Origin of the sequence: Xenophilus sp. Marseille-Q4582 (genome assembly GCF_916700565.1) — a bacterium.
GTDB lineage: Bacteria > Pseudomonadota > Gammaproteobacteria > Burkholderiales > Burkholderiaceae_C > Xenophilus.
In genome coordinates this window covers 368,318-387,373 of record NZ_CAKAKO010000002.1, presented here as the reverse complement: position 1 = coordinate 387,373, position 19,056 = coordinate 368,318, and the positions used below count along the sequence as shown (strand labels likewise).

Below are 19,056 nucleotides of genomic sequence, written 5' to 3'. Positions count from 1 at the left end.
CTGTCACGCTCATTCTGAAGACAGGTGCTTGCCCAGGATGCCGGCCAGCTCGAACATGGTCGCGCTGGGCTTGCCGAACACGGCCTGCAGCTTGGCATCGGCCCGGATGCTGCGCTTGTCCTGCGGGTCCTGCAGGCCCTGGGCCTTGATGTAGTCCCACAGTTTCTTGGTCGCCTCGGTGCGCAGCACGGGCTCGGCGCCGATCACGGCCGCCAGGTCGGCGCTGGGCTTGAGGCCCGTGCCGGCCGCGGCCTTGCGGGGTGCCTTGGGCGCTGCCGCCTTCTTGGCAGCCGGTGCCTTCTTGGTCGCAGGCGTTTTCTTCGCAGCGGCGGCGCGCGCGCGTGCGGCGCCGGCCGTCTTGCGCGGCGGGAATTTGCTCGTGCGCGGCTCGAATTCGAAGGTGACCTTGCCCTCGTCCTTGTTCCAGACCAGGAAGGCCTTGAAGGTGCGGCGCGTGCGCATGCTCACGAACTTGTCGAGCAGGTCGGTCTTGCCTTCGGTCAGCAGCTTGTGGATCTGCGCCTCGTCCACTGGCTGCTGCAGGATGATCTGGCCGGTCTTGAAGTCGCAGCTGGGGGTGGCCTGCGCGGCCGTGGGCACGGCATGCTCGCACACGTAGTTGGCGCCCAGCTTGAACACGCGGCCGCGGCACTTGGGGCACGGCCCCAGGCTCGCCTGGCCGCCGAAGTCCACGATCTCGCCGGTCTCGGCCGGGTCCTTGCCGTCGTCGCCGAAGTCGAACTCCAGCTTGAAGTTCCTGTCTTCCTCGTTGTAGGCCAGGTTGATCTCGGCCACGAAGGGCCAGCCGGCCTTGGAACGGAAGCCTTCGAGCGGGCCGATGTGCTTGTCGCGCACCAGGGCCTCGGCCTCGGCGACTTCGAAAGTGCGGCCGGCCGGCGACTTGGTGAAGGAGAAGCCGCAGCTGTCCGTGCCCGCGCCGCTCTTGCCGGCGCAGGCATAGCGGCGGTAGTTCTCCTTGACCACGCCGCCGCAGTTGGGGCAGGGCGCCTCGAGCGTCGCGTAGTCGCCGGGCACGGTGTCGCGGTCGTATTCCTTGGCCTTCTTGACGATGTGCTCGGTCATCTGCGCGATCTCGCGCATGAAGGCGTCGCGGCTGAGCTGGCCCTTTTCCATCTGCGAGAGCTTGTACTCCCACTCGCCCGTGAGCTCGGCGCGCGACAGCTCTTCCACGCCCAGGCCGCGCAGCAGGGTCATGAGCTGGAAGGCCTTGGCCGTGGGGATCAGCTCGCGGCCTTCGCGCAGCATGTATTTTTCGGTCAGCAGGCCTTCGATGATGGCCGCGCGCGTGGCCGGCGTGCCCAGGCCTTTCTCCTGCATGGCTTCGCGCAGCTCGTCGTCCTCGATCCACTTGCCCGCGCCTTCCATGGCGCCCAGCAGCGTGGCTTCGGAATAGCGTGCCGGCGGGCGGGTCTTGAGGCCCTTGGTGTCGACGGACTCGGCCCGCACCGTCTCGCCGGGCTTGACCGACACCAGGTTCTTGCCGTCCTTCTCGTCGTCCTCGCTCACGGCTTCCTTGCCGTAGATGGCCATCCAGCCCGGCTTGACCAGCACCTTGCCGTCGGAGCGGAAGCTGTATTTCTTCGCGTCGCGCTCCACCGTGCTGATGCGGGTGGTGACCTGGAATTCCGCGCTCGGGAAGAACACCGCCAGGAAGCGCCGCACCACGAAGTCGTACAGCCGCTGCTCGGCCTCGGACAGGCCGCTGGGCGCCTGCAGGGTGGGGATGATGGCGAAGTGGTCCGACACCTTGGCGTTGTCGAACACGCGCTTGCTGGGCTTGACGTAGTTGCCGTCGATGGCCTGCTGCGCGAAGGGCGCCAGGTGGCGCATGCCGCTGGCGGCCAGCATCTTCATCGTGTCCTTGACCACCGGCAGGTAGTCCTCGGGCAGGGCGCGCGAGTCCGTGCGCGGGTAGGTCAGGGCCTTGTGGCGCTCGTACAGGCTCTGGGCCAGCGCCAGCGTGGTCTTGGCCGAGAAGCCGAAGCGGCTGTTGGCCTCGCGCTGCAGCGAAGTGAGGTCGAACAGCAGGCCGCTGGCCTGGGTGCTGGGCTTGCTCTCTTCCGTCACCGTGGCCGGCTGGCCGCGCGCGGCGTCGGCGATGGCGCGCGCCTCGGCCTCGCTCCAGACGCGGTCGGCCTTCCATTCCGGGTCGGGGTCGCCGCTGGGCAGCAGGGGCGCGTTGGCCTTCTTCCAGGCCGGGTCGAACCACTTGCCGGGATACGCGCCGGCCTCGGCCTGGAACACGCCGTGGATTTCCCAGTAGTCGCGGCTCACGAACTTGCGGATCTGTTCCTCGCGCTCCACCACCACCGACAGCGTGGGCGTCTGCACGCGGCCCACCGTGGTCAGGAAGAAGCCGCCGTCGCGCGAGTTGAAGGCCGTCATGGCGCGCGTGCCGTTGATGCCGACCAGCCAGTCGGCCTCCGAGCGCGAGCGCGCGGCGTCGGCCAGGCCCTGCATCTGCTGCTCGCTGCGCAGCGATTCGAAGCCCTCGCGAATCGCCTGCGGCGTCATCGATTGCAGCCACAGGCGCTTGACCGGCTTGCCCAGCGGCTTGTTGCCGCCGGCGTACTGCTCGATCAGGCGGAAGATCAGCTCCCCCTCGCGGCCCGCGTCGCAGGCGTTCACGAGCTGGGTCACGTCCTTGCGGCGGGCCTGCTTGACCACGGCGTTCAGCCGGGTCTTGGTCTTGTCCACGGGTTTGAGGTCGAAATGCGGCGGGATCACCGGCAGGTGCGCGAAGCTCCACTTGCCGCGCTTGACGTCGTACTGCTCCGGCGCCTGGATCTCCACCAGGTGGCCCACCGCGCTCGTCACGACGTACTGCTCGTTCTCGAAATGCTCGTCGTGCTTGTCGAACTTGCCGCTCACGGGCGTGAGCGCACGCACGATGTCCTGCGCCACCGACGGCTTCTCCGCAATCACCAAGGTCTTCGTCATCTGGGTTCCAGCTTCTCTGTCATGGCCGCGTGCGGCGGGGCGGAATTGCCCGGCGGCCGGTCACGCGGCGTCTCTATACTCGGCGCCTCTCGCGCGTGCACGTACACGCGCACACACGCGCCTGTGTGCCTATTCAAGCTATCAGAACTCGGCGATGCCCTCCAAATCCCCCACTTCGCCCTCAGCATCGCCCGCCGCCGCCGAAGCCCCGCCGGCACGCCCGGCGCGCAAGCGCGGCACACCTCTCAAGGCCGAGGGCGCAGGGGCCGGCACGCCCCACCTGCCCGCCGCGCGCACTGCCGCCGCGGAGCCCGGGGCGCCGATGGCGCGCGTCGAAATGCGCCGCTCGGAAGTGCATGGCAACGGCGTGTTCGCCGTGGCCGACCTGAAGGCCGGCGAGCTGCTGCTGGAATACACCGGCGAGGTCATCAGCTGGAAGGAAGCGCTGCGCCGCCATCCGCACGACCCGTCGCAGCCCAACCACACCTTCTACTTCCACATCGACGACAAGCATGTCATCGACGGCGGCGTGAACGGCAACGACGCGAAGTGGATCAACCATTCGTGCGAGCCCAACTGCGAGGCCGACGAGCAGGACGGCCGCATCTTCATCAAGGCGCTGCGCGACATCCCGGCCGGGCAGGAACTGAACTACGACTACGGCCTGGTCATCGACGAGCCCTACACGCCCGAGCTGCTGGCCGATTTTCCCTGCTGGTGCGGCAGCGCCAACTGCCGCGGCACGCTGCTGTCGCCCAACGAAGGCGGCGACGTGCCGGGCCAGGACAAGAAGAAGGCCAAGAAGAAGAGGAAGGAAAAGCAGGGCAGGAAGGCGGACAAGGTCCGCTCCGAAGGCAAGTCCAAGGGCAAGGGCAAGGGCAAGAAGGACAAGAAAAAGAAGGCCAGGAAGAAGGCCGACGAGGCCTCTTCGGACTGACTGGACCGCCCCCTGCACGCCCTGCCGTGACCGACGCCGCAACGCTCCCGCCCACCGATACCCAGCTGCAGCCCCTGCGCGCAGCGCTGGCGCAGGCCTGGCCCGGGCTCACGCTGGAATGGCGCGAGGAAGTGGACTCCACCAACGTCGAGCTGATGCGCCGCGCGCGCGCCGGCGATGCGGCGCCCGTGCTGCTGGTGGCGCAGCGCCAGACGGCCGGCCGCGGCCGCCTGGGCCGCGCCTGGCAGAGCGCGCAGCAGGCGCACGACCCGGCCGCCTCGCTGACCTTCTCGCTGGGCCTGCCGCTGGCGCCGCGCGACTGGTCGGGCCTGTCGCTGGCCGTGGGCGTGAGCGCGGCCGAATCGCTGGACCCGGACGGCCGCGCCGGCGTGCAGCTCAAGTGGCCCAACGACCTGTGGGCGCAGCAGCGCAAGCTGGCCGGCATCCTGATCGAGACCGCCTCGCTGCCCGCCGGGCACGCAGCGCGCTACGTGGTGATCGGCATCGGCCTGAACATTGGCGAGCGGCCCGGCACGGACATGCGCACGCCGCCCGCCTGGGTGCGCCAATGGCAGCCCGGCGCCACGCCGCTGAGCGCCTTGCAGGCCCTGGCGCCGGCGCTGGTCGACGAAGTGCGGCGCTTCGAAGACGCCGGCTTCGCGCCGGTGCTGGCGCGCTTTGCCGCACGCGACGCGCTCGCGGGCCAGGACGTGCACCTGAGCGACGGCCGCGAGGGCCGCTGCGAGGGTGTGGGCCCGGGCGGCGAACTGCGGGTGCGCACGACGCGGGGGCTGGAAGAGATCAGCAGCGCCGAGGTCAGCGTGCGGCCGCGCGGCATGGCGCTGTAGGGCTTCAACGCGCAAAGCGCGCCGCCCTGCCGCCTCAGCGCTGCACCACGTAGCGCGTCACCACCGGCAGCCCTTCGCCCTTGTGGAAGGCCAGGCGCCGCTCGCGCAGCGCCAGGTCGGCGGCCGTGGCGCGGTTGAAGCGGCGCAGGTGCTCGGTCCAGGATTCGTCCACGATCTGCTCGACGTAGCGCTCGGGCTGGCCCACGTCGTGCAGCAGCTCCCAGGCGATGGCGCCCTCGCTCAGGCGCGCGCGGCGGGTCTGCTGCATCACGACGCGGAAGGCGCGCGCGCGGGCCGGGTCGATGATGTATTCCACCATCACCACCACCTGGCCCGATTCGCCCGGCGCCTCGGGCGGCGGGCGCGCGGCCCAGCCGGCCTGCGCCGGGCTCAGGTCGTCCTCGCCGGGCCCGTCGGTCACGTAGCGCAGCACCAGCGCCATGCTCAGCAGCCCGCTCACGCTGGCCACCAGCAGGCTGGCGGACAGCGAACTCACCGTCGCGACCTGCCCCCACAACGCGGCGCCGATGGCGCTCGCGCCCATGATGCCCATCTGGTACATGGACATGCCGCGCGCGCGCACCCAGTCGGGCAGCGAGAGCTGGGCCGAGACCGACAGCGAATTGGCCACCGTGATCCAGGCCGCACCGCAGAAGAAGCAGCCCAGCACCGCCACCCCGACGTGGGGCGCCACCGCCACCGTGGCCGTGGACAGCGACAGCAGCAGCGTGCCGCGCAGCACCAGCGGGTCGCGCGTCCAGCGCTGGCGCAGCCGCGGCAGGCACAGCACGGCGACGATGGCGCCGGCCCCCATGGAAGCCAGCAGCAGCGTGAAAGTGCCGGCGCCGCCGCCTTGCAGGCCGCGCGCCACCAGCGGCAGCAGGGCCATCACGGCCGAGGAATGCAGGAAGGACACGGCCACGCGCACCAGCACGGCGCGCATGCGCGGCGACTGGCGCACGAACTGCACGCCCACGCGCATCGCACTGATGAGCCGCTCGCGGCCCAGCGGCTGCGGGCGCTGCTCGCGCCGCCAGCGCAGGATGACGAAGCCCGAGGCGATGGACAGCAGCGCGTTGAGCACGAACACCCACACCGTGCCGGCGCTGGCGATCAGCGCGCCGGCGACCAGCGGGCCGATGATGCGCGAGGCGTTCATCGCGATGCCGTTCAGGCCCATGGCGGCCGGCAGCATGGGCCGCGTGACCAGCTCCGGCACGATGGCCGAGAACACCGGCCAGCGCAGCGCCAGCCCGATGCCGTTGGCAAAGGTGAGGGCCAGCAGCAGCGGCGCGTTGATCAGGTCCAGGGCGATGGCGCCGCACAGCACCACGGCCGTGCCGGCCAGCCAGAACTGGGTGGCCACCAGCCAGCGCCGGCGGTCCAGAATGTCGGCCAGCGCGCCACTCGGGATGCCCAGCAGGAAGACCGGCAGCGTGGAAGCCGTCTGCACCAGCGCCACCCAGATCGGCGAGGTGGTGAGCGTGGTCATCATCCAGGCCGAGGCCACGTCGCTCATCCACATGCAGACGTTGGCCATGAGCCAGGTGGTCCACAGCAGGCGGAACACGGGAGCGCGCAGCGGCTCCAGCGCCGCCAGCGAGCGGCGAGGCGGCTTCAGGACGGCTTGGGGGGGTGTCTCCTGCGGATGGATGGGTGGCATGCGCGGCCGATTGTCGCCTTTGGCCACCATCCGCCGCACACGGCGCGGCGCTTCCCGCATTCCGGCTTGACATCGGAATGCGACATCGTTAATGTTACATGATGAACGACGCACTGAGCGCATCCCGGCCCGGGGCGGCGAGCCCGCCGCCGTCCTGGCCCATCGAGGAGCTGGCGGCGCGCAGCGGCCTGACGGTGCGCAACATCCGTGCGTACGGCTCGGCCGGCCTGCTGCCGCCGCCCGCGCTGCGCGGGCGGCTGGGCCTGTACGGCGCCGACCACCTGCAGCGGCTGGAGGTGATCCGCGCGCTGCGCGCCCAGGGCTTCGGCATCGAGGCCATCCGCCGCATTTTCGAGCGCGCGCCTGCCTCGTCCTGGCGCGAGCTGGTGGCGGTGGCCGAATCGCTGTCCGGCAGCCTGTTCGCCGACGAGACGCCGGTGGCCGTCACGCCGCAGGAACTGGCCGCCAAGTGGGCCGGCCAGCTCACGCCGGGGCTGCTGGCGCGTGCCACGCGCACCGGCCTGATGCGCACCCTGCCCGACGGGCGCGTGGAGTTGCTGAGCCCGGCGCTGGGCCGCATCGGCGAACAGCTGGCCGCGCTGGGCCTGTCGGCCGAGCAGGCCATTGCCATGCAGGAAACGCTGGTGCGCGCGCTGCGCACCATGGCGCGGCGCTGGCTGCGCACGCTCATCGACACCGTGCTGGCCCAGCCCCGGCCCGACCCCGCGCAGGTGCGCAGCCTGCTCGCGAACGCGCGCGGGCTGGCCACGGGCGCGGCGCAGGCCGCCTTTCCGGTGGTGCTGCAGCAGGAGCTGGACCGCCTGCTGGCGCGGCGCGGGGAGGTTGTCCAATGAGCGCCGCCCGGCCGCCCGAAGGTGCCCGCACCGCAGCCGCAGGCGAAGGCCGTTCCATGCGCGCGCGGCGGGCATGGGCGGCAGCCTGCATGCCGGCCCTGCTGGGGCTGGGCGCGGCCCAGGCCCAGGAGCCCGCCCTGAGCTACGAGGCCGCGCGCGTGTACGTGCTGGACCGCTCCGACGCCCTGGCCGCCGCGCAAGCCGGCGTGCAGGCCAAGGACCTGCAGGCCGAGGGCCTGAAACGCCTGGGCGGCCCGGTGCTCAGCCTGGGCGGCACGGCCTACGCCTACAACCTCAGCCTGGGGCTGTACCTCTCGGCGCTGAACCAGCGCGTGGAGCAGCTCGAACAGCGCTTTCCGCCGCTGCTGCAGGGCATGCTCGCGGGGCTGCCGGCCCTGCCGAGCAGCTATACGCTGCGGCGCCGCGACGAGGGCGCCAACGCTTCCGTCTCCGCCCTCTGGCCGATCTACATGGGCGGCGCGGCCGACGCGGCGCGCGGCGTGGTGCAGGCCCAGGGCGACGAGGCGCGGGCCGATGCGCAGCAGGCCGGGCTGGAGGCAGAGGCCCAGCTCGCGCAGCGCTACTTCGGCGCCCAGCTGGCCCGCCGCGCGGCCGACCTGCGCGCCCGCGCGGCCGAGACCGTGGCGCAGCACGACCAGGCCGCGCAGAAGATGCTGGCGGCCGGCGTGATCTCGCGCGTGGAACGGCTGCAGGCCCTGGCGGCCAGCGAAGACGCGCGCCGCCAGGCGGCCAAGGCCGAGGACGATGCCCAGCTGGCCGCCACCGCCCTGGCGCGCAGCCTGCGCATGCAAGGCGCGGTGCGTCCGGCCACGCCGCTGTTCGTGCTCAGCCAGCCCATCGAGCCGCTGGACTTTTTCGTCGAGCAGGCGCTCGCGCGCCACCCCGGCCTGGCGAAGGTGGCGGCCAAGAAGCAGCAGGCCGAACAGCTGCACGCGGGCGAGGAAGCCCTGCGCCGGCCGCATCTGGTGGCCTTCGGCACGCGCGAACTGCGCAGCGGCAGCGCCGACTGGGTGGCCGGCCTGAGCCTGCGCTGGACCCTGTACGACGCGGTGAACCGCGATGCGCTGGCCGCCGCCTCTCTCAAGCAGGTGGAGCAGGCGCAGCACACCGGCGCCCAGGCGCGCACCGACATCGCGCTGCTGGTGGAGCGCCACTGGCGCGCCGTGGAGAACGCGCGCCGCCACTTCCTGGCCCTGCAGTCCGGGGAGGATCTGGCGCTGGAAATGCAGCGGCTGCGCGTGGCCGGCCTGCGCGAAGGCACCAGCACCACGCTGGACCTGATCGATGCCGAAACCAACCTGGCCAAGGTGCGCACCGAGCGCGCCCAGGCGGCCAACGACTACGTGCAGGCGCTGGCCCAGCTGCTGGGCAGCGCGGGCCTGAGCGAGCGCCTGCCCGATTACATCGCCCGCGCCGACATCCGGCTGGACACCCCATGAACGAACACGAGAACAACGGCAAGCGCCCAGGGCTGGGCGTCATCGCAGGCATCCTGCTGGTGGCGGGGCTGCTGGGCTGGGGGCTGTGGCAGGCCAGCCGGCCCGCGCCCGAGCCCATCCAGGGCCAGATGGAGGCGCAGGAAACCGACGTCGCCGGCAAGGTGACCGGCCGCGTGGCCGAGCTGAAGGTGCGCGAGGGCGAGCGCATCGAGGCCGGCAGCCTGCTCCTGCGCCTGGACGCCCCCGAGGTGGCGGCCAAGATGGCGCAGGCGCGCGCGGCCGAGGAGGCCGCGCAGGCCGTGGCCCGCAAGGCCGAGCACGGCGCGCGCCCACAGGAAGTGGAAATGGCGCGCATGCAGTGGCAGCGCGCGCAGACGGCGGCCGAGCTGGCCCGCACCTCCTTCGTGCGCGTGGACAACCTCGCGCGCGAGGGCCTGGTGGCGCGGCAAAAGCGCGACGAGGCCGAAGCCAACTGGAAGGCCTCGCGCGACGCCGCCGCCGCCGCGCGGGCGCAGTACGACATGGCCCGCCAGGGCGCGCGCACCGAAGACCGCGACGCCGCCGCCGCCCAGGCGCGGCAGGTGGGCGGCATGGTGCAGGAGGTGGAGGCCGCGCGCGCCGAAACCGAGCTGCGCAGCCCCGTGGCCGGCGAAGTGGCCAAGGTGCTGGCCCGCGTGGGCGAGCTGCTGCCGCAGGGCGTGGCCGCCCTCACGGTGGTGGACCTGCAGGACCAGTGGGTGGTGCTCAACGTGCGCGAAGACCGGCTGTCGCGCTTTGCCATGGGCAGCGAGTTCGACGCCCGCCTGCCGGCCCTGGGCGAAGACGCGCGGGCACGCTTCAAGGTCAGCTACAGCGCCCCCCTGCCCGACTTCGCCACCTGGCGCGCCACGCGCGCGGGCTCGGGCTTCGACATGCGCACCTTCGAGGTTCGCGCACGGCCGCTGCAGCCCATCGAAGGCGCGCGCCCCGGCATGAGCGTGCTGGTGGACTGAGCCGATCCCGCACACCGTCCGGCCGATGTCCGCCTTCCGCACCAGCCTGCGCCTTGAGACGCAGCGCCTGCGCGCGCAGCCCTGGGAACTGGCCCTGGTGAGCTGGGTGCCGGCGCTGGCGGCGCTGTTGCTGCTGTGGACCTTCTCGACCGGCGTGCCCACGCGGCTGCCCATCGGCGTGCTGGACCAGGACCACTCCTCCCTGTCGCGCCAGCTGGTGCGCCTGCTGGACGCCACCCCCGGCCTGCACGTGGCCGAGCGCTGGGCCGACGAGGCGCAGATGCAGCGCGCCCTGGTCGCCGGGCGCGTGCAGGCGGCGGTGCAGCTGCCGCGCGGGCTGGCGCGCGAGGTCAAGCACGGCCGCGCGGGCCAGGTGCTGCTGCTGCACAACGCGCAGCTGGGCACGCATTCCAGCATGATCCAGCGCGACGTGCGCGCCGTCGTGGCCACCGCCTCGGCCGGCATCGAGCTGAATGCGCGCATGCGGCGCGGCCAGTCCCCGGCCGCCGCGCGGCAGGCCCTGGAGCCGTTGCGCGCCGCGCCCGTGGCGCTGTTCAACACCGCCACCAACTACGAGCAGTTCCTGGCCTCGGCGCTGGTGCCGGCGCTGCTGCACATCCTGGCCATGACGGCTGGCGCCTGGGCCGTGGGCCGCGAACTGCGCGACCGCAGTCTGGGCCGCTGGCTGCAAGCCTGCGTGGGCGGGGCGCCGGGCTGGGCCGGCACGCTGGCGGCGCTGGCGGGCAAGCTCCTGCCGGCCTGGGTGCTGCTCACGGCCGTGGGGCTGCTCGCGCTCACCGCCCTGACGGTGGGGCGCGGCTGGCACCCGGCCGGCTCGCTGGGCTGGACGATGCTGGCGCTGGCCGTCTTCATGGCGCTGTCGGTGGCGATGGGCGCCTTCGCGGCGGCGCTCGGGCGCTCGCTGCGCCTGGCCCTTTCGGCCACGGCCTTCCTCACCGCGCCCGCCTTCGCCTTCGGCGGCATCGGCTTTCCGCTGGGCGCCATGTCCTTCGGCGCGCGCGCCTGGGCGCAGGCCCTGCCCTACACGCACTACGCGCGCGTGCAGGTGCAGCAGTTGCAGATGGGCGCGCCGCTGGCCGTCTCGCTGGCCGCGCCGCTGGCGATGCTGCTGGCCACGGCGGCGCTGCTGGCCGCGTCGGCCGCGCTGCTGGGCCGGGCCGCGCGCGCACCGCAAAGCTGGGGGCGCCGATGAGCAGTGCGGCTCTCGACGCGCACGCAGCCGGCACGGCCGGCCGCGAGCGCACCGGCTTCGGCGCCGCCTTCGCGCACACGCTGCGGACCGTGCTGGGCGACAGCGGCGTGCTGCTGATCCTGCTGGCCGCGCCGCTGATCTACGGCTTCTTCTACCCCTGGCCCTACGGCACCGAAGCCGTGCAACGCGTGCCGGTGGCCGTGGTGGACCAGGACCACAGCGCGCTGTCGCGCCAGATCACCCGCTTCGCGCAGGCCAACCCGCGCATCGACGTGCGCCTGGTCACCGCCGACGTCGGCGAGGCTCGCGCGGCGCTGTGGCGCGGCGAGATCGAGGGCTATGCCCTGCTGCCGCGCGACCTGCGCCGCGACGTGCTGCGCGGCCAGTCGGTGGTCGTGCCCGTGGAGGGCAACGGCGCCTACGCGCTGCTCAACAAGGCCGTGGCCTATGGCTTCGCGGAAGCGGTGGGCACGGTCTCGGCGGGGGCGGAGATCCGGCGGCTGGAAGCGGGCGGCCAGGGGCCGTCGCAGGCGGCGGCCAGCCGCAGCCCGCTGGTGCTGCAGATGGCGCCGCTGTTCAACCCCACGGAGGGCTATGGCAGCTACGTGGTGCCGGCAGTGGCGCTGCTGATCCTGCAGCAGACCCTGCTCATCGGCGCCGCCATGCTGGCCGGCACCTGGGCCGAGGCCGGGCGCCTGCGCGCGCGCGCCGCGGCCTGGGCGGGCCGCATCGCCGCTCTCACGGCCTGCGGGCTGGCCACCGGCGCTTTCTTCTTCGGCTGGATGTTCTGGCTGCAGGACTATCCGCGCGGCGCCAACCTGCCGGGCGCGCTGGTGCTGCTGGGCTTGTACGTGCCCGCCGTGTGCACGATCGGCCTGCTGCTGGGCTGCTGGCTGCGCAATCGCGAACGCGCGCTGCAGGTGCTGCTGTTCACTGCCCTGCCCATGGTTTTCGTGGCCGGCTTCACCTGGCCGGCCGAGGCGCTGCCGCCCGCGCTGCGGTGGCTGGCCCACGTGCTGCCCAGCACCGCGGCCGTCCAGGCCTCGCTGCGGCTGAACCAGATGGGCGCGCCGCTGGCGGCCGTATGGCCCTGGCTGGCCAATCTGGCGGTCCTGGGCGCGCTAGCCGCGGCGGCACTGCTGTGGGTGGGGCGGCCGCAGCGCACCTGAGAAGCGCGGCGGCGGCGCAGCACCCGGCTTCTACTTGCGCAGGTGCCCCAGCGGCAGCGCATGGCTGGCCTTGACCTCGCCCAGCGAGAAGCTGGTGTGCAGGTCCTTCACGTTGGGCAGGTGCATGAGGCTGTTGAGCGCGAAGCGCGAGAAGGCGTCCAGGTCCTGCGCCACGACCTGCAGCTCGAACATGCCGGTGCCGCTGATGTAGTGGCAGGCGATGACCTCGGGCAGTTCGCGGATCGCGGCCTCGATCTTCTTCGTGACCTCGCTGGTGGCGCGCTCGGTGTCCAGCCGCACGAAGGCCAGCACGCCCAGGCCGATCTTGCGGCGGTCGATCTCGGCGTGGTAGCCCTTGATGAAACCGGCCTCCTCCAGCGCCCGCACGCGGCGCCAGCAGGGCGCGGCCGACAGGCCCACGCGCTGGGCCAGCTCGGCATTGGTCAGGCGGCCGTCGGCCTGCAGTTCTTGCAGGATGGCCAGGTCAAAACCATCAAGTGTTTCCATAAATGGCACTAAATAGAAAGAATCTTTCTGGATTCTCGTTTTGGAGGGCATGAAAAGCAAACACCTGTCTGACACGCAGGCATACACTTTGCAAGCATCATGGGCCTCGCGCCCGACCCGGGCGCAGACCCCACCGCCAGGCTCACAAGGCCACGCCACCAGGAGACAACACGATGAATGCACCGTTGCCCGAGCACATCCGCAAGGCCCTCGAAACCGTCACGCTCGACGACAAGTACAGCCTGGACTACGGCCGCGCCTTCATGAGCGGCGTGCAGGCCCTCGTGAAGCTGCCCATGCTGCAGCGCCTGCGCGACGCGCAGCAGGGCAAGAACACGGCCGGCTTCATCAGCGGCTACCGCGGCTCGCCGCTGGGCGGCTACGACCAGGCGCTGTGGAAGGCCAGTCCCTACCTGAAGGCGCAGAACATCGTCTTCCAGCCCGGCGTGAACGAGGAGCTGGCGGCCACGGCCCTGTGGGGCACGCAGATGCTGGGCTTCTCGCCCAGGGAGACGCAGAAGTTCGACGGCGTGTTCGGCATCTGGTACGGCAAGGGGCCCGGCGTGGACCGCTGCTCCGACGTCTTCAAGCACGCCAACATGGCCGGCACCACGCCCTGGGGCGGCGTGATCGCGGTGGCGGGCGACGACCACATCTCCAAGAGCAGCACCGCGGCGCACCAGAGCGACCACATCTTCAAGGCCTGCGGCACGCCGGTGTTCTTTCCCACCAACGTGCAGGAGATCCTCGACCTGGGCATCCACGCCTTCGCGATGAGCCGCTTCTCGGGCGTGTGGTCGGGCATGAAGACGATCCAGGAGATCGTCGAATCCAGCGCCACGGCCATGATCGACCCCGAGCGCGTCGACATCGTCATCCCCACCGATTTCGAGATGCCGGCCGGCGGCCTGCACATCCGCTGGCCCGACGCGCCGCTGGAGCAGGAGGCGCGCCTCATGCACTACAAGTGGTACGCCGCGCTGGCCTACATCCGCGCCAACCGGCTCAACCACAACGTCATCGAAGGCCCGAATGATCGCTACGGCATCATGGCCAGCGGCAAGGCCTTCAACGACACGCGCCAGGCGCTGATCGACCTGGGTCTGGACGACGCGGCTTGCCGCCAGCTGGGCATCCGGCTGCACAAGGTCAACGTGGTGTGGCCACTGGAGGCGCAGCTCACGCGCGACTTCGCCACCGGCCTGCAGGAGATCCTTGTGGTCGAGGAGAAGCGCCAGGTCATCGAGTACCAGCTGAAAGAAGAGCTCTACAACTGGCGCCCCGACGTGCGGCCCAACGTGCTGGGCAAGTTCAACGAGCTGGGCAACGACCACTCGGGCGGCGAATGGTCGATGCCCAACCCGACGGCCAACACCCTGCTGCGCGCCAACGCCGACCTGAACCCGGCGCTGATCGCCAAGGCGCTGGTGCAGCGGCTCAAGAAGACCGGCATCCTCGAATCGGGCGGCGCCGACATGGTGGCGCGCGTGGACGCGCAGATGGCGATCCTGGAGGCCAAGGAGCGCTCCATGCAGGTGCTGCAGGCCGACGGCGTGCAGGGCGCCGACCGGGTGCCATGGTTCTGCTCGGGCTGCCCGCACAACACCAGCACGGTGGTGCCCGAGGGCTCGCGTGCGATGGCTGGCATCGGCTGCCACTACATGGCCAACTGGATGGACCGCGCCACCTACGGCTTCACGCAGATGGGCGGCGAAGGCGTGCCATGGGTGGGCCAGGCGCCGTTCTCGAACGAGCAGCACATCTTCGCCAACCTGGGCGACGGCACCTACTTCCACAGCGGCCTGCTGGCCATCCGCCAGAGCATCGCGGCGGGCGTGAACATCACCTACAAGATCCTCTACAACGACGCCGTGGCCATGACCGGCGGCCAGCAGGTGGGCGAGCGGCCCGAAGGCCACAGCGTGCTGCAGATCGCCGAGAGCCTGCACGCCGAAGGCGCGAAGAAGGTGGTGATCGTCACCGATGAGCCGCAGAAGTACGAGGGCGTGCAGATCCCCGGCACCTACGGCGGCGAGAAGGTGCAGGTGCGCCACCGCGACCAGCTCGACGAGATCCAGCGCGAATTCCGCGAGATCGCCGGCACCACGGCCATCATCTACGACCAGACCTGCGCCACCGAGAAGCGCCGCCGCCGCAAGCGCGGCAAGGCCGTGGACCCGGCCGTGCGCGTGGTCATCAACGAGCTGGTGTGCGAAGGCTGCGGCGACTGCAGCGTGAAGAGCAACTGCATGAGCGTGGAGCCGCTGGAGACCGAGTTCGGCCGCAAGCGCACCATCAACCAGAGCACCTGCAACAAGGACGTGAGCTGCGTGAAGGGTTTCTGCCCCAGCTTCATCACCGTCGAGGGCGGGCAGCTTAAGAAGAAGGCCAAGGCCGAGAAGGCCGCAACGCCCGCCGAGATGGGCGCGCTGCCCGAGCCGGCGCTGCCCTCGCTGCACGGCGGCCAGGTGTGGGGCATCGTGGTGGCCGGCGTCGGCGGCACGGGCGTCATCACTATCGGCCAGCTGCTGGGCGTGGCGGCGCACATCGAGGGCAAGGGCATCGTCACGCAGGACGCGGCGGGCCTGGCGCAGAAGGGCGGCGCGACCTGGAGCCACGTGCTCATCGGCGACACGCAGCAGGACATCCGCACCACGCGCGTGGGCACGGCCGCGGCCGACCTGATCCTGGCGTGCGACCCGATCGTCACCGTCAACTACGAGACGCTGGCGCGCATGCGCGAGGGCCGCACGCACGTGGCGCTGAACAGCCACAGCGCGCCCACGGCCAGCTTCGTGAAGAACGCCAACTGGCAGAACCCGCAGGACGCCTGCGCGGCACAGATCGCCAAGGCCGTCGGCGAGTCGGGCCTGGGGGCCTTCGACGCCGACGCGGCCGCCACGCAGCTGATGGGCGACACGATCTTCGTCAACCCGATGATCCTGGGCTACGCCTGGCAGAAGGGCTGGATTCCGCTGGGCCACGAATCGCTGATGCGCGCCATCGAGCTCAACGGCGTCGCCATCGAGGCCAACAAGGCGGCCTTCGAATGGGGCCGCCAGGCGGCGCACCGCCCGGCCGAGATGGCCAAGCGCCTGAACCCCGGCCAGGTCATCGAGTTCAAGAAGCGCGAGACGGTGGAATCGCTGGTGGCACGCCGCGTGGAGTTCCTCACCGCCTACCAGAACGCCGCGTACGCCGAGCAGTACCGCGCCTTCGTGCAGAGGGTGCAGCAGGCCGAGAACGCCCTGGGCAAGACCTCGCTGGCCGAGGCGGTGGCGCGCTACCTGTTCAAGCTGATGGCCTACAAGGACGAGTACGAGGTCGCGCGGCTGCACAGCGACCCCGCCTTCCTGGCGCGCGTGAACGGCATGTTCGAGGGCGACTTCAAGCTCAACTACCACCTGGCGCCGCCGGCGACGGCGAAGAAGAACGCCAAGGGCGAGCTGATCAAGAAGAAGTACGGCCCGTCAATGCTGACCGGCTTCAAGCTGCTGGCCAAGCTCAAGGGCCTGCGCGGCACCGCGTTCGACCCCTTCGGCCGCACCGAGGAGCGCAGGACCGAGCGGGCCCTGATCGGCGAGTACCGCGCCACCGTCGAGGAGCTGCTGCGTGGCCTGAGCGTCGACAACCACGCGCTGGCGCTGGAAATCGCGGCCCTGCCCGAGCAGATCCGCGGCTACGGCCACGTGAAGGAGCGCAACCTGGCCGCGGTGCGCACGCGCTGGGCGGCGCTGCAGCAGCAGTGGGGCCAGCCGCGCACGGGCGATCGCGCCGCGGCCTGAAGCAGGGCCTTCGGGCCGGCGCGCCGCGCGGCCCGGCCACCGCGGCCGGCGTCCGCCACGCCGCCGAAATGACCGGACCGGGCCCCGGATTTGGCCCCGGAAGCGCCCGCGGGCGCCGCATACAATCCGCCGGTTGTGCCGGGCCTGCGCGGTCCGGCGGCCGGCGCCCCGCGGGGTGACGCCGGAACCGCGTGGCCTGGCCCGCGCGCCCTTGACTCCCCCTCCGCTGGAGACTTCTCTTGTTCATTTCCAACGCTTTTGCCCAGTCCGCGCCCGCTGCCGGGGGTGGCGACATGATGTCCTCGCTCGCCAGCATGCTGCCGCTGCTGCTGATGTTCGTGGTGCTGTACTTCGTGATGATTCGTCCGCAGATGAAGCGCCAGAAGGAAATGCGCGCCATGCTCGACGCGCTGCAAAAGGGCGACGAAGTGGCGACGGCCGGCGGCCTGCTGGGCCGCATCACGGTGCTGGGCGACCAGTTCCTGACGATCGAGATCGCCAACAACGTCGAGATCAAGGTGCAGCGCAGTGCCGTGGTGCAAGTGCTGCCCAAGGGCAGCTACAAGTAAGCGGGCCCTGCTGCCGTACACGCGCCATGGCCGCCGCGCCGCTGTCCCTGCCCACCGGGGCCGGCAGCGCCAGGCGGCCGCAGCGCCCTGATGACACGCGACGCCCCGGCGCCGCGTGTCCTGTTTCAGGCCCCGTCATCGGGGGCCGTCGGCCCGCGGGCAACCCGGGCCGGTCTTGAGAGGTTCGGGCCATGAACCGTTATCCGATCTGGAAGTACGCGATCATCGTGATCGTGACCCTGGTGGGGCTGCTGTACGCCCTGCCCAATTTCTATGGCGAGGCGCCGGCCGTGCAGGTCTCGGCCGCCAAATCCACCGTCAAGGTGGACGCCAGCACCGAGGCCCGCGTGGCCGATGCGCTCAAGGCCGGCGGGCTGACGCCGGACATGCTCACGCTGGACGGCACCTCGGTGCGCGCGCGCTTCACCACGCCCGACGAGCAGCTCAAGGCCCGCGACGTGCTGCAGCGCGCCCTGGTGCCCGACCCGAGCGACCCGCCCTATGTGGTGGCCCTGAACCTGGTCTCGCGCTCGCCGGCCTGGCTCAGCGCGCTGCACGCCTTCCCCATGTACCTGGGCCTGGACCTGCGCGGCGGCGTGCACTTCATGCTGCAGGTGGACATGCAGGGTGCGCTGGACAAGCGGGCCGAGAACTTCGCCAGCGACCTGCGCACCGCGATGCGCGACAAGAACATCCGCGGCGGCGTGGTCACCCGCAACGGCCAGGCGCTGGACGTGCGTTTCCGCGACGCGGCCGCCGCCGACGCCACGCAGCGCCTGCTGCAGGACCAGTTCGCCGACCTGACGGCGGTGCGCACGCAGGAAGGCGCCGAGACGCGCCTGGCCGTCACCATCAAGCCCGAGGCGGCGCGCCGCCTGCAGGACACGGCCCTCAAGCAGAACATCACCACGCTGCACAACCGGATCAACGAGCTCGGCGTGGCCGAGCCCGTGATCCAGCAGCAGGGCCTGGACCGCATCGTGGTGCAGCTGCCCGGTGTGCAGGACACGGCCAAGGCCAAGGACATCCTGGGCCGCACCGCCACGCTGGAGCTGCGCCTGGTGGACGAAAGCACGGAAGGCCGCGCGGCCGAGGCCGGGACCGGTCCCGTGCCCTTCGGTTCCGAGCGCTTCATGGACCGCGAAGGCCGCCCGGTCATCGTGCGCAAGCAGGTCATCATCACGGGCGAGAACCTGACCGACGCGCAGCCGGGCTTCGACTCGCAGACGCAGCAGCCCAAGGTCGACCTGACGGTGGACGCCAAGGGCGGGCGCATCATGCGCGACGTCAGCCGCGAGAACTACCGCAAGCGCCTGGCCATCGTGCTGTTCGAGAAGGGCAAGGGCGAGGTCATCACGGCGCCGTCGATCAATGGCGAGCTGGGCACGCGCTTCCAGATCTCGGGCTCGATGGGCGTGGTGGAAGCCAACGACCTCGCGCTGCTGCTGCGCGCCGGTTCGCTGGCCGCGCCGATGGAAATCATCGAGGAAAGCACCATCGGCCCGAGCCTGGGCGCCGACAACATCGAGATGGGCTTCAAGAGCGTGGCCTACGGCTTCCTGGCGATCATGGTCTTCATGTGCGCCTACTACGCGATGTTCGGCGTGTTCTCGTCCATCGCGCTGGCGCTGAACCTGCTGCTGCTGGTGGCCATCCTGTCGATGCTGCAGGCGACGCTCACCTTGCCCGGCATCGCGGCCATGGCGCTGGCGATCGGCGTGGCCATCGACTCAAACGTGCTGATCAACGAGCGCATCCGCGAGGAGCTGCGCAATGGCGCCGCGCCGCAGGCGGCCATCCATGCCGGCTATGAGCGCGCCTGGGCCACCATCCTGGACTCCAACGTCACGACACTGATCGCGGGCATCGCACTGCTGGCCTTCGGCTCGGGGCCGGTGCGCGGCTTTGCCGTGGTGCACTGCATCGGCATCGTCACGTCGATGTTCTCGGCCGTGTTCTTCGCGCGCGGCCTGACGAATCTCTGGTACGGCCGCCAGAAGAAGCTCAAGAGCGTGTCGATCGGCACCGTCTGGAAGCCGCCCGTCGATGCGGAACCCCAGGCCCAGCTGTCCGGCAAGTCGCTGTCGACGAAGTAAGA

At 71.1% G+C, this 19,056-nt stretch carries 13 protein-coding genes; 10 read left to right on the top strand and 3 right to left on the bottom strand.

Translation table 11 applies throughout. The features are described 5' to 3' along the window. Positions 1–9: 9 nt before the first annotated feature. Entirely contained in the window at positions 10–2,961 is a 2,952-nt protein-coding gene (locus LG388_RS07095) for a DNA topoisomerase III (protein ID WP_225782165.1), read from the bottom strand. A gap of 322 nt (positions 2,962–3,283) precedes the next feature. On the opposite strand from LG388_RS07095, the gene LG388_RS07090 reads away from it, so the two are divergent. Then, the gene (locus LG388_RS07090) at positions 3,284–3,898 is read left to right on the top strand and encodes an SET domain-containing protein (RefSeq protein WP_225782747.1); all 615 of its coding nucleotides are present in this window, start codon (positions 3,284–3,286) and stop codon (positions 3,896–3,898) included. Positions 3,899–3,924: 26 nt separating this feature from the next. Further along, entirely contained in the window at positions 3,925–4,746 is an 822-nt protein-coding gene (locus LG388_RS07085) for a biotin--[acetyl-CoA-carboxylase] ligase (protein ID WP_225782164.1), read from the top strand. Positions 4,747–4,780: 34 nt separating this feature from the next. On the opposite strand, the gene LG388_RS07080 is transcribed toward LG388_RS07085, so the two are convergent. Beyond that, positions 4,781–6,409, bottom strand: coding sequence for an MFS transporter (locus LG388_RS07080; RefSeq protein ID WP_225782163.1), 1,629 nt, complete (start codon positions 6,407–6,409; stop codon positions 4,781–4,783). A 101-nt stretch (positions 6,410–6,510) separates the two neighbouring features. On the opposite strand from LG388_RS07080, the gene LG388_RS07075 reads away from it, so the two are divergent. From LG388_RS07075 to LG388_RS07055, 5 genes are read left to right on the top strand one after another with little or no spacing between them, the layout of a single operon-like run. After that, positions 6,511–7,263, top strand: a complete 753-nt coding sequence (locus tag LG388_RS07075) for a MerR family transcriptional regulator (RefSeq protein WP_225782162.1) — start codon at positions 6,511–6,513, stop codon at positions 7,261–7,263. Next, entirely contained in the window at positions 7,260–8,723 is a 1,464-nt protein-coding gene (locus LG388_RS07070) for a TolC family protein (RefSeq protein ID WP_225782161.1), read from the top strand. The genes LG388_RS07075 and LG388_RS07070 overlap by 4 nt, the downstream gene beginning before the upstream one ends. Further along, the gene (locus tag LG388_RS07065; protein WP_225782160.1) at positions 8,720–9,715 is read left to right on the top strand and encodes an HlyD family secretion protein; all 996 of its coding nucleotides are present in this window, start codon (positions 8,720–8,722) and stop codon (positions 9,713–9,715) included. The genes LG388_RS07070 and LG388_RS07065 overlap by 4 nt, the downstream gene beginning before the upstream one ends. 25 nt (positions 9,716–9,740) lie before the next feature. Further along, positions 9,741–10,928: an ABC transporter permease gene (locus LG388_RS07060; RefSeq protein WP_225782159.1), complete on the top strand. Its 1,188-nt coding sequence runs from the start codon at positions 9,741–9,743 to the stop codon at positions 10,926–10,928. Then, positions 10,925–12,097: an ABC transporter permease gene (locus LG388_RS07055; RefSeq protein ID WP_225782158.1), complete on the top strand. Its 1,173-nt coding sequence runs from the start codon at positions 10,925–10,927 to the stop codon at positions 12,095–12,097. Before LG388_RS07060 ends, LG388_RS07055 begins: the two co-directional genes overlap by 4 nt. A gap of 30 nt (positions 12,098–12,127) precedes the next feature. On the opposite strand, the gene LG388_RS07050 is transcribed toward LG388_RS07055, so the two are convergent. Beyond that, positions 12,128–12,604, bottom strand: a complete 477-nt coding sequence (locus tag LG388_RS07050) for an Lrp/AsnC family transcriptional regulator (RefSeq protein ID WP_225782157.1) — start codon at positions 12,602–12,604, stop codon at positions 12,128–12,130. A 173-nt stretch (positions 12,605–12,777) separates the two neighbouring features. Between LG388_RS07050 and LG388_RS07045 the strand changes: the two genes are divergently transcribed. The 3 genes from LG388_RS07045 to secD all read left to right on the top strand — a co-directional run bounded on the left by LG388_RS07045 (position 12,778) and on the right by secD (position 19,054). Then, positions 12,778–16,389, top strand: coding sequence for an indolepyruvate ferredoxin oxidoreductase family protein (locus tag LG388_RS07045; RefSeq protein WP_225782156.1), 3,612 nt, complete (start codon positions 12,778–12,780; stop codon positions 16,387–16,389). A 239-nt stretch (positions 16,390–16,628) separates the two neighbouring features. Next, entirely contained in the window at positions 16,629–16,958 is a 330-nt protein-coding gene (gene yajC / locus LG388_RS07040) for a preprotein translocase subunit YajC (RefSeq protein ID WP_225782155.1), read from the top strand. A gap of 191 nt (positions 16,959–17,149) precedes the next feature. After that, entirely contained in the window at positions 17,150–19,054 is a 1,905-nt protein-coding gene (gene secD / locus LG388_RS07035; RefSeq protein WP_225782154.1) for a protein translocase subunit SecD, read from the top strand. Positions 19,055–19,056: the final 2 nt, after the last annotated feature.

Coding starts and splice junctions, on each gene's coding strand:
- LG388_RS07080 (WP_225782163.1), bottom strand. CDS start 6,409: ATGCCACCCATCCATCCGCAGGAGACACCCCCCCAAGCCGTCCTGAAG.
- LG388_RS07070 (WP_225782161.1), top strand. CDS start 7,260: ATGAGCGCCGCCCGGCCGCCCGAAGGTGCCCGCACCGCAGCCGCAGGC.
- LG388_RS07060 (WP_225782159.1), top strand. CDS start 9,741: ATGTCCGCCTTCCGCACCAGCCTGCGCCTTGAGACGCAGCGCCTGCGC.
- LG388_RS07095 (WP_225782165.1), bottom strand. CDS start 2,961: ATGACGAAGACCTTGGTGATTGCGGAGAAGCCGTCGGTGGCGCAGGAC.
- LG388_RS07075 (WP_225782162.1), top strand. CDS start 6,511: ATGAACGACGCACTGAGCGCATCCCGGCCCGGGGCGGCGAGCCCGCCG.
- LG388_RS07050 (WP_225782157.1), bottom strand. CDS start 12,604: ATGGAAACACTTGATGGTTTTGACCTGGCCATCCTGCAAGAACTGCAG.
- LG388_RS07065 (WP_225782160.1), top strand. CDS start 8,720: ATGAACGAACACGAGAACAACGGCAAGCGCCCAGGGCTGGGCGTCATC.
- secD (WP_225782154.1), top strand. CDS start 17,150: ATGAACCGTTATCCGATCTGGAAGTACGCGATCATCGTGATCGTGACC.
- LG388_RS07045 (WP_225782156.1), top strand. CDS start 12,778: ATGAATGCACCGTTGCCCGAGCACATCCGCAAGGCCCTCGAAACCGTC.
- LG388_RS07055 (WP_225782158.1), top strand. CDS start 10,925: ATGAGCAGTGCGGCTCTCGACGCGCACGCAGCCGGCACGGCCGGCCGC.
- LG388_RS07090 (WP_225782747.1), top strand. CDS start 3,284: ATGGCGCGCGTCGAAATGCGCCGCTCGGAAGTGCATGGCAACGGCGTG.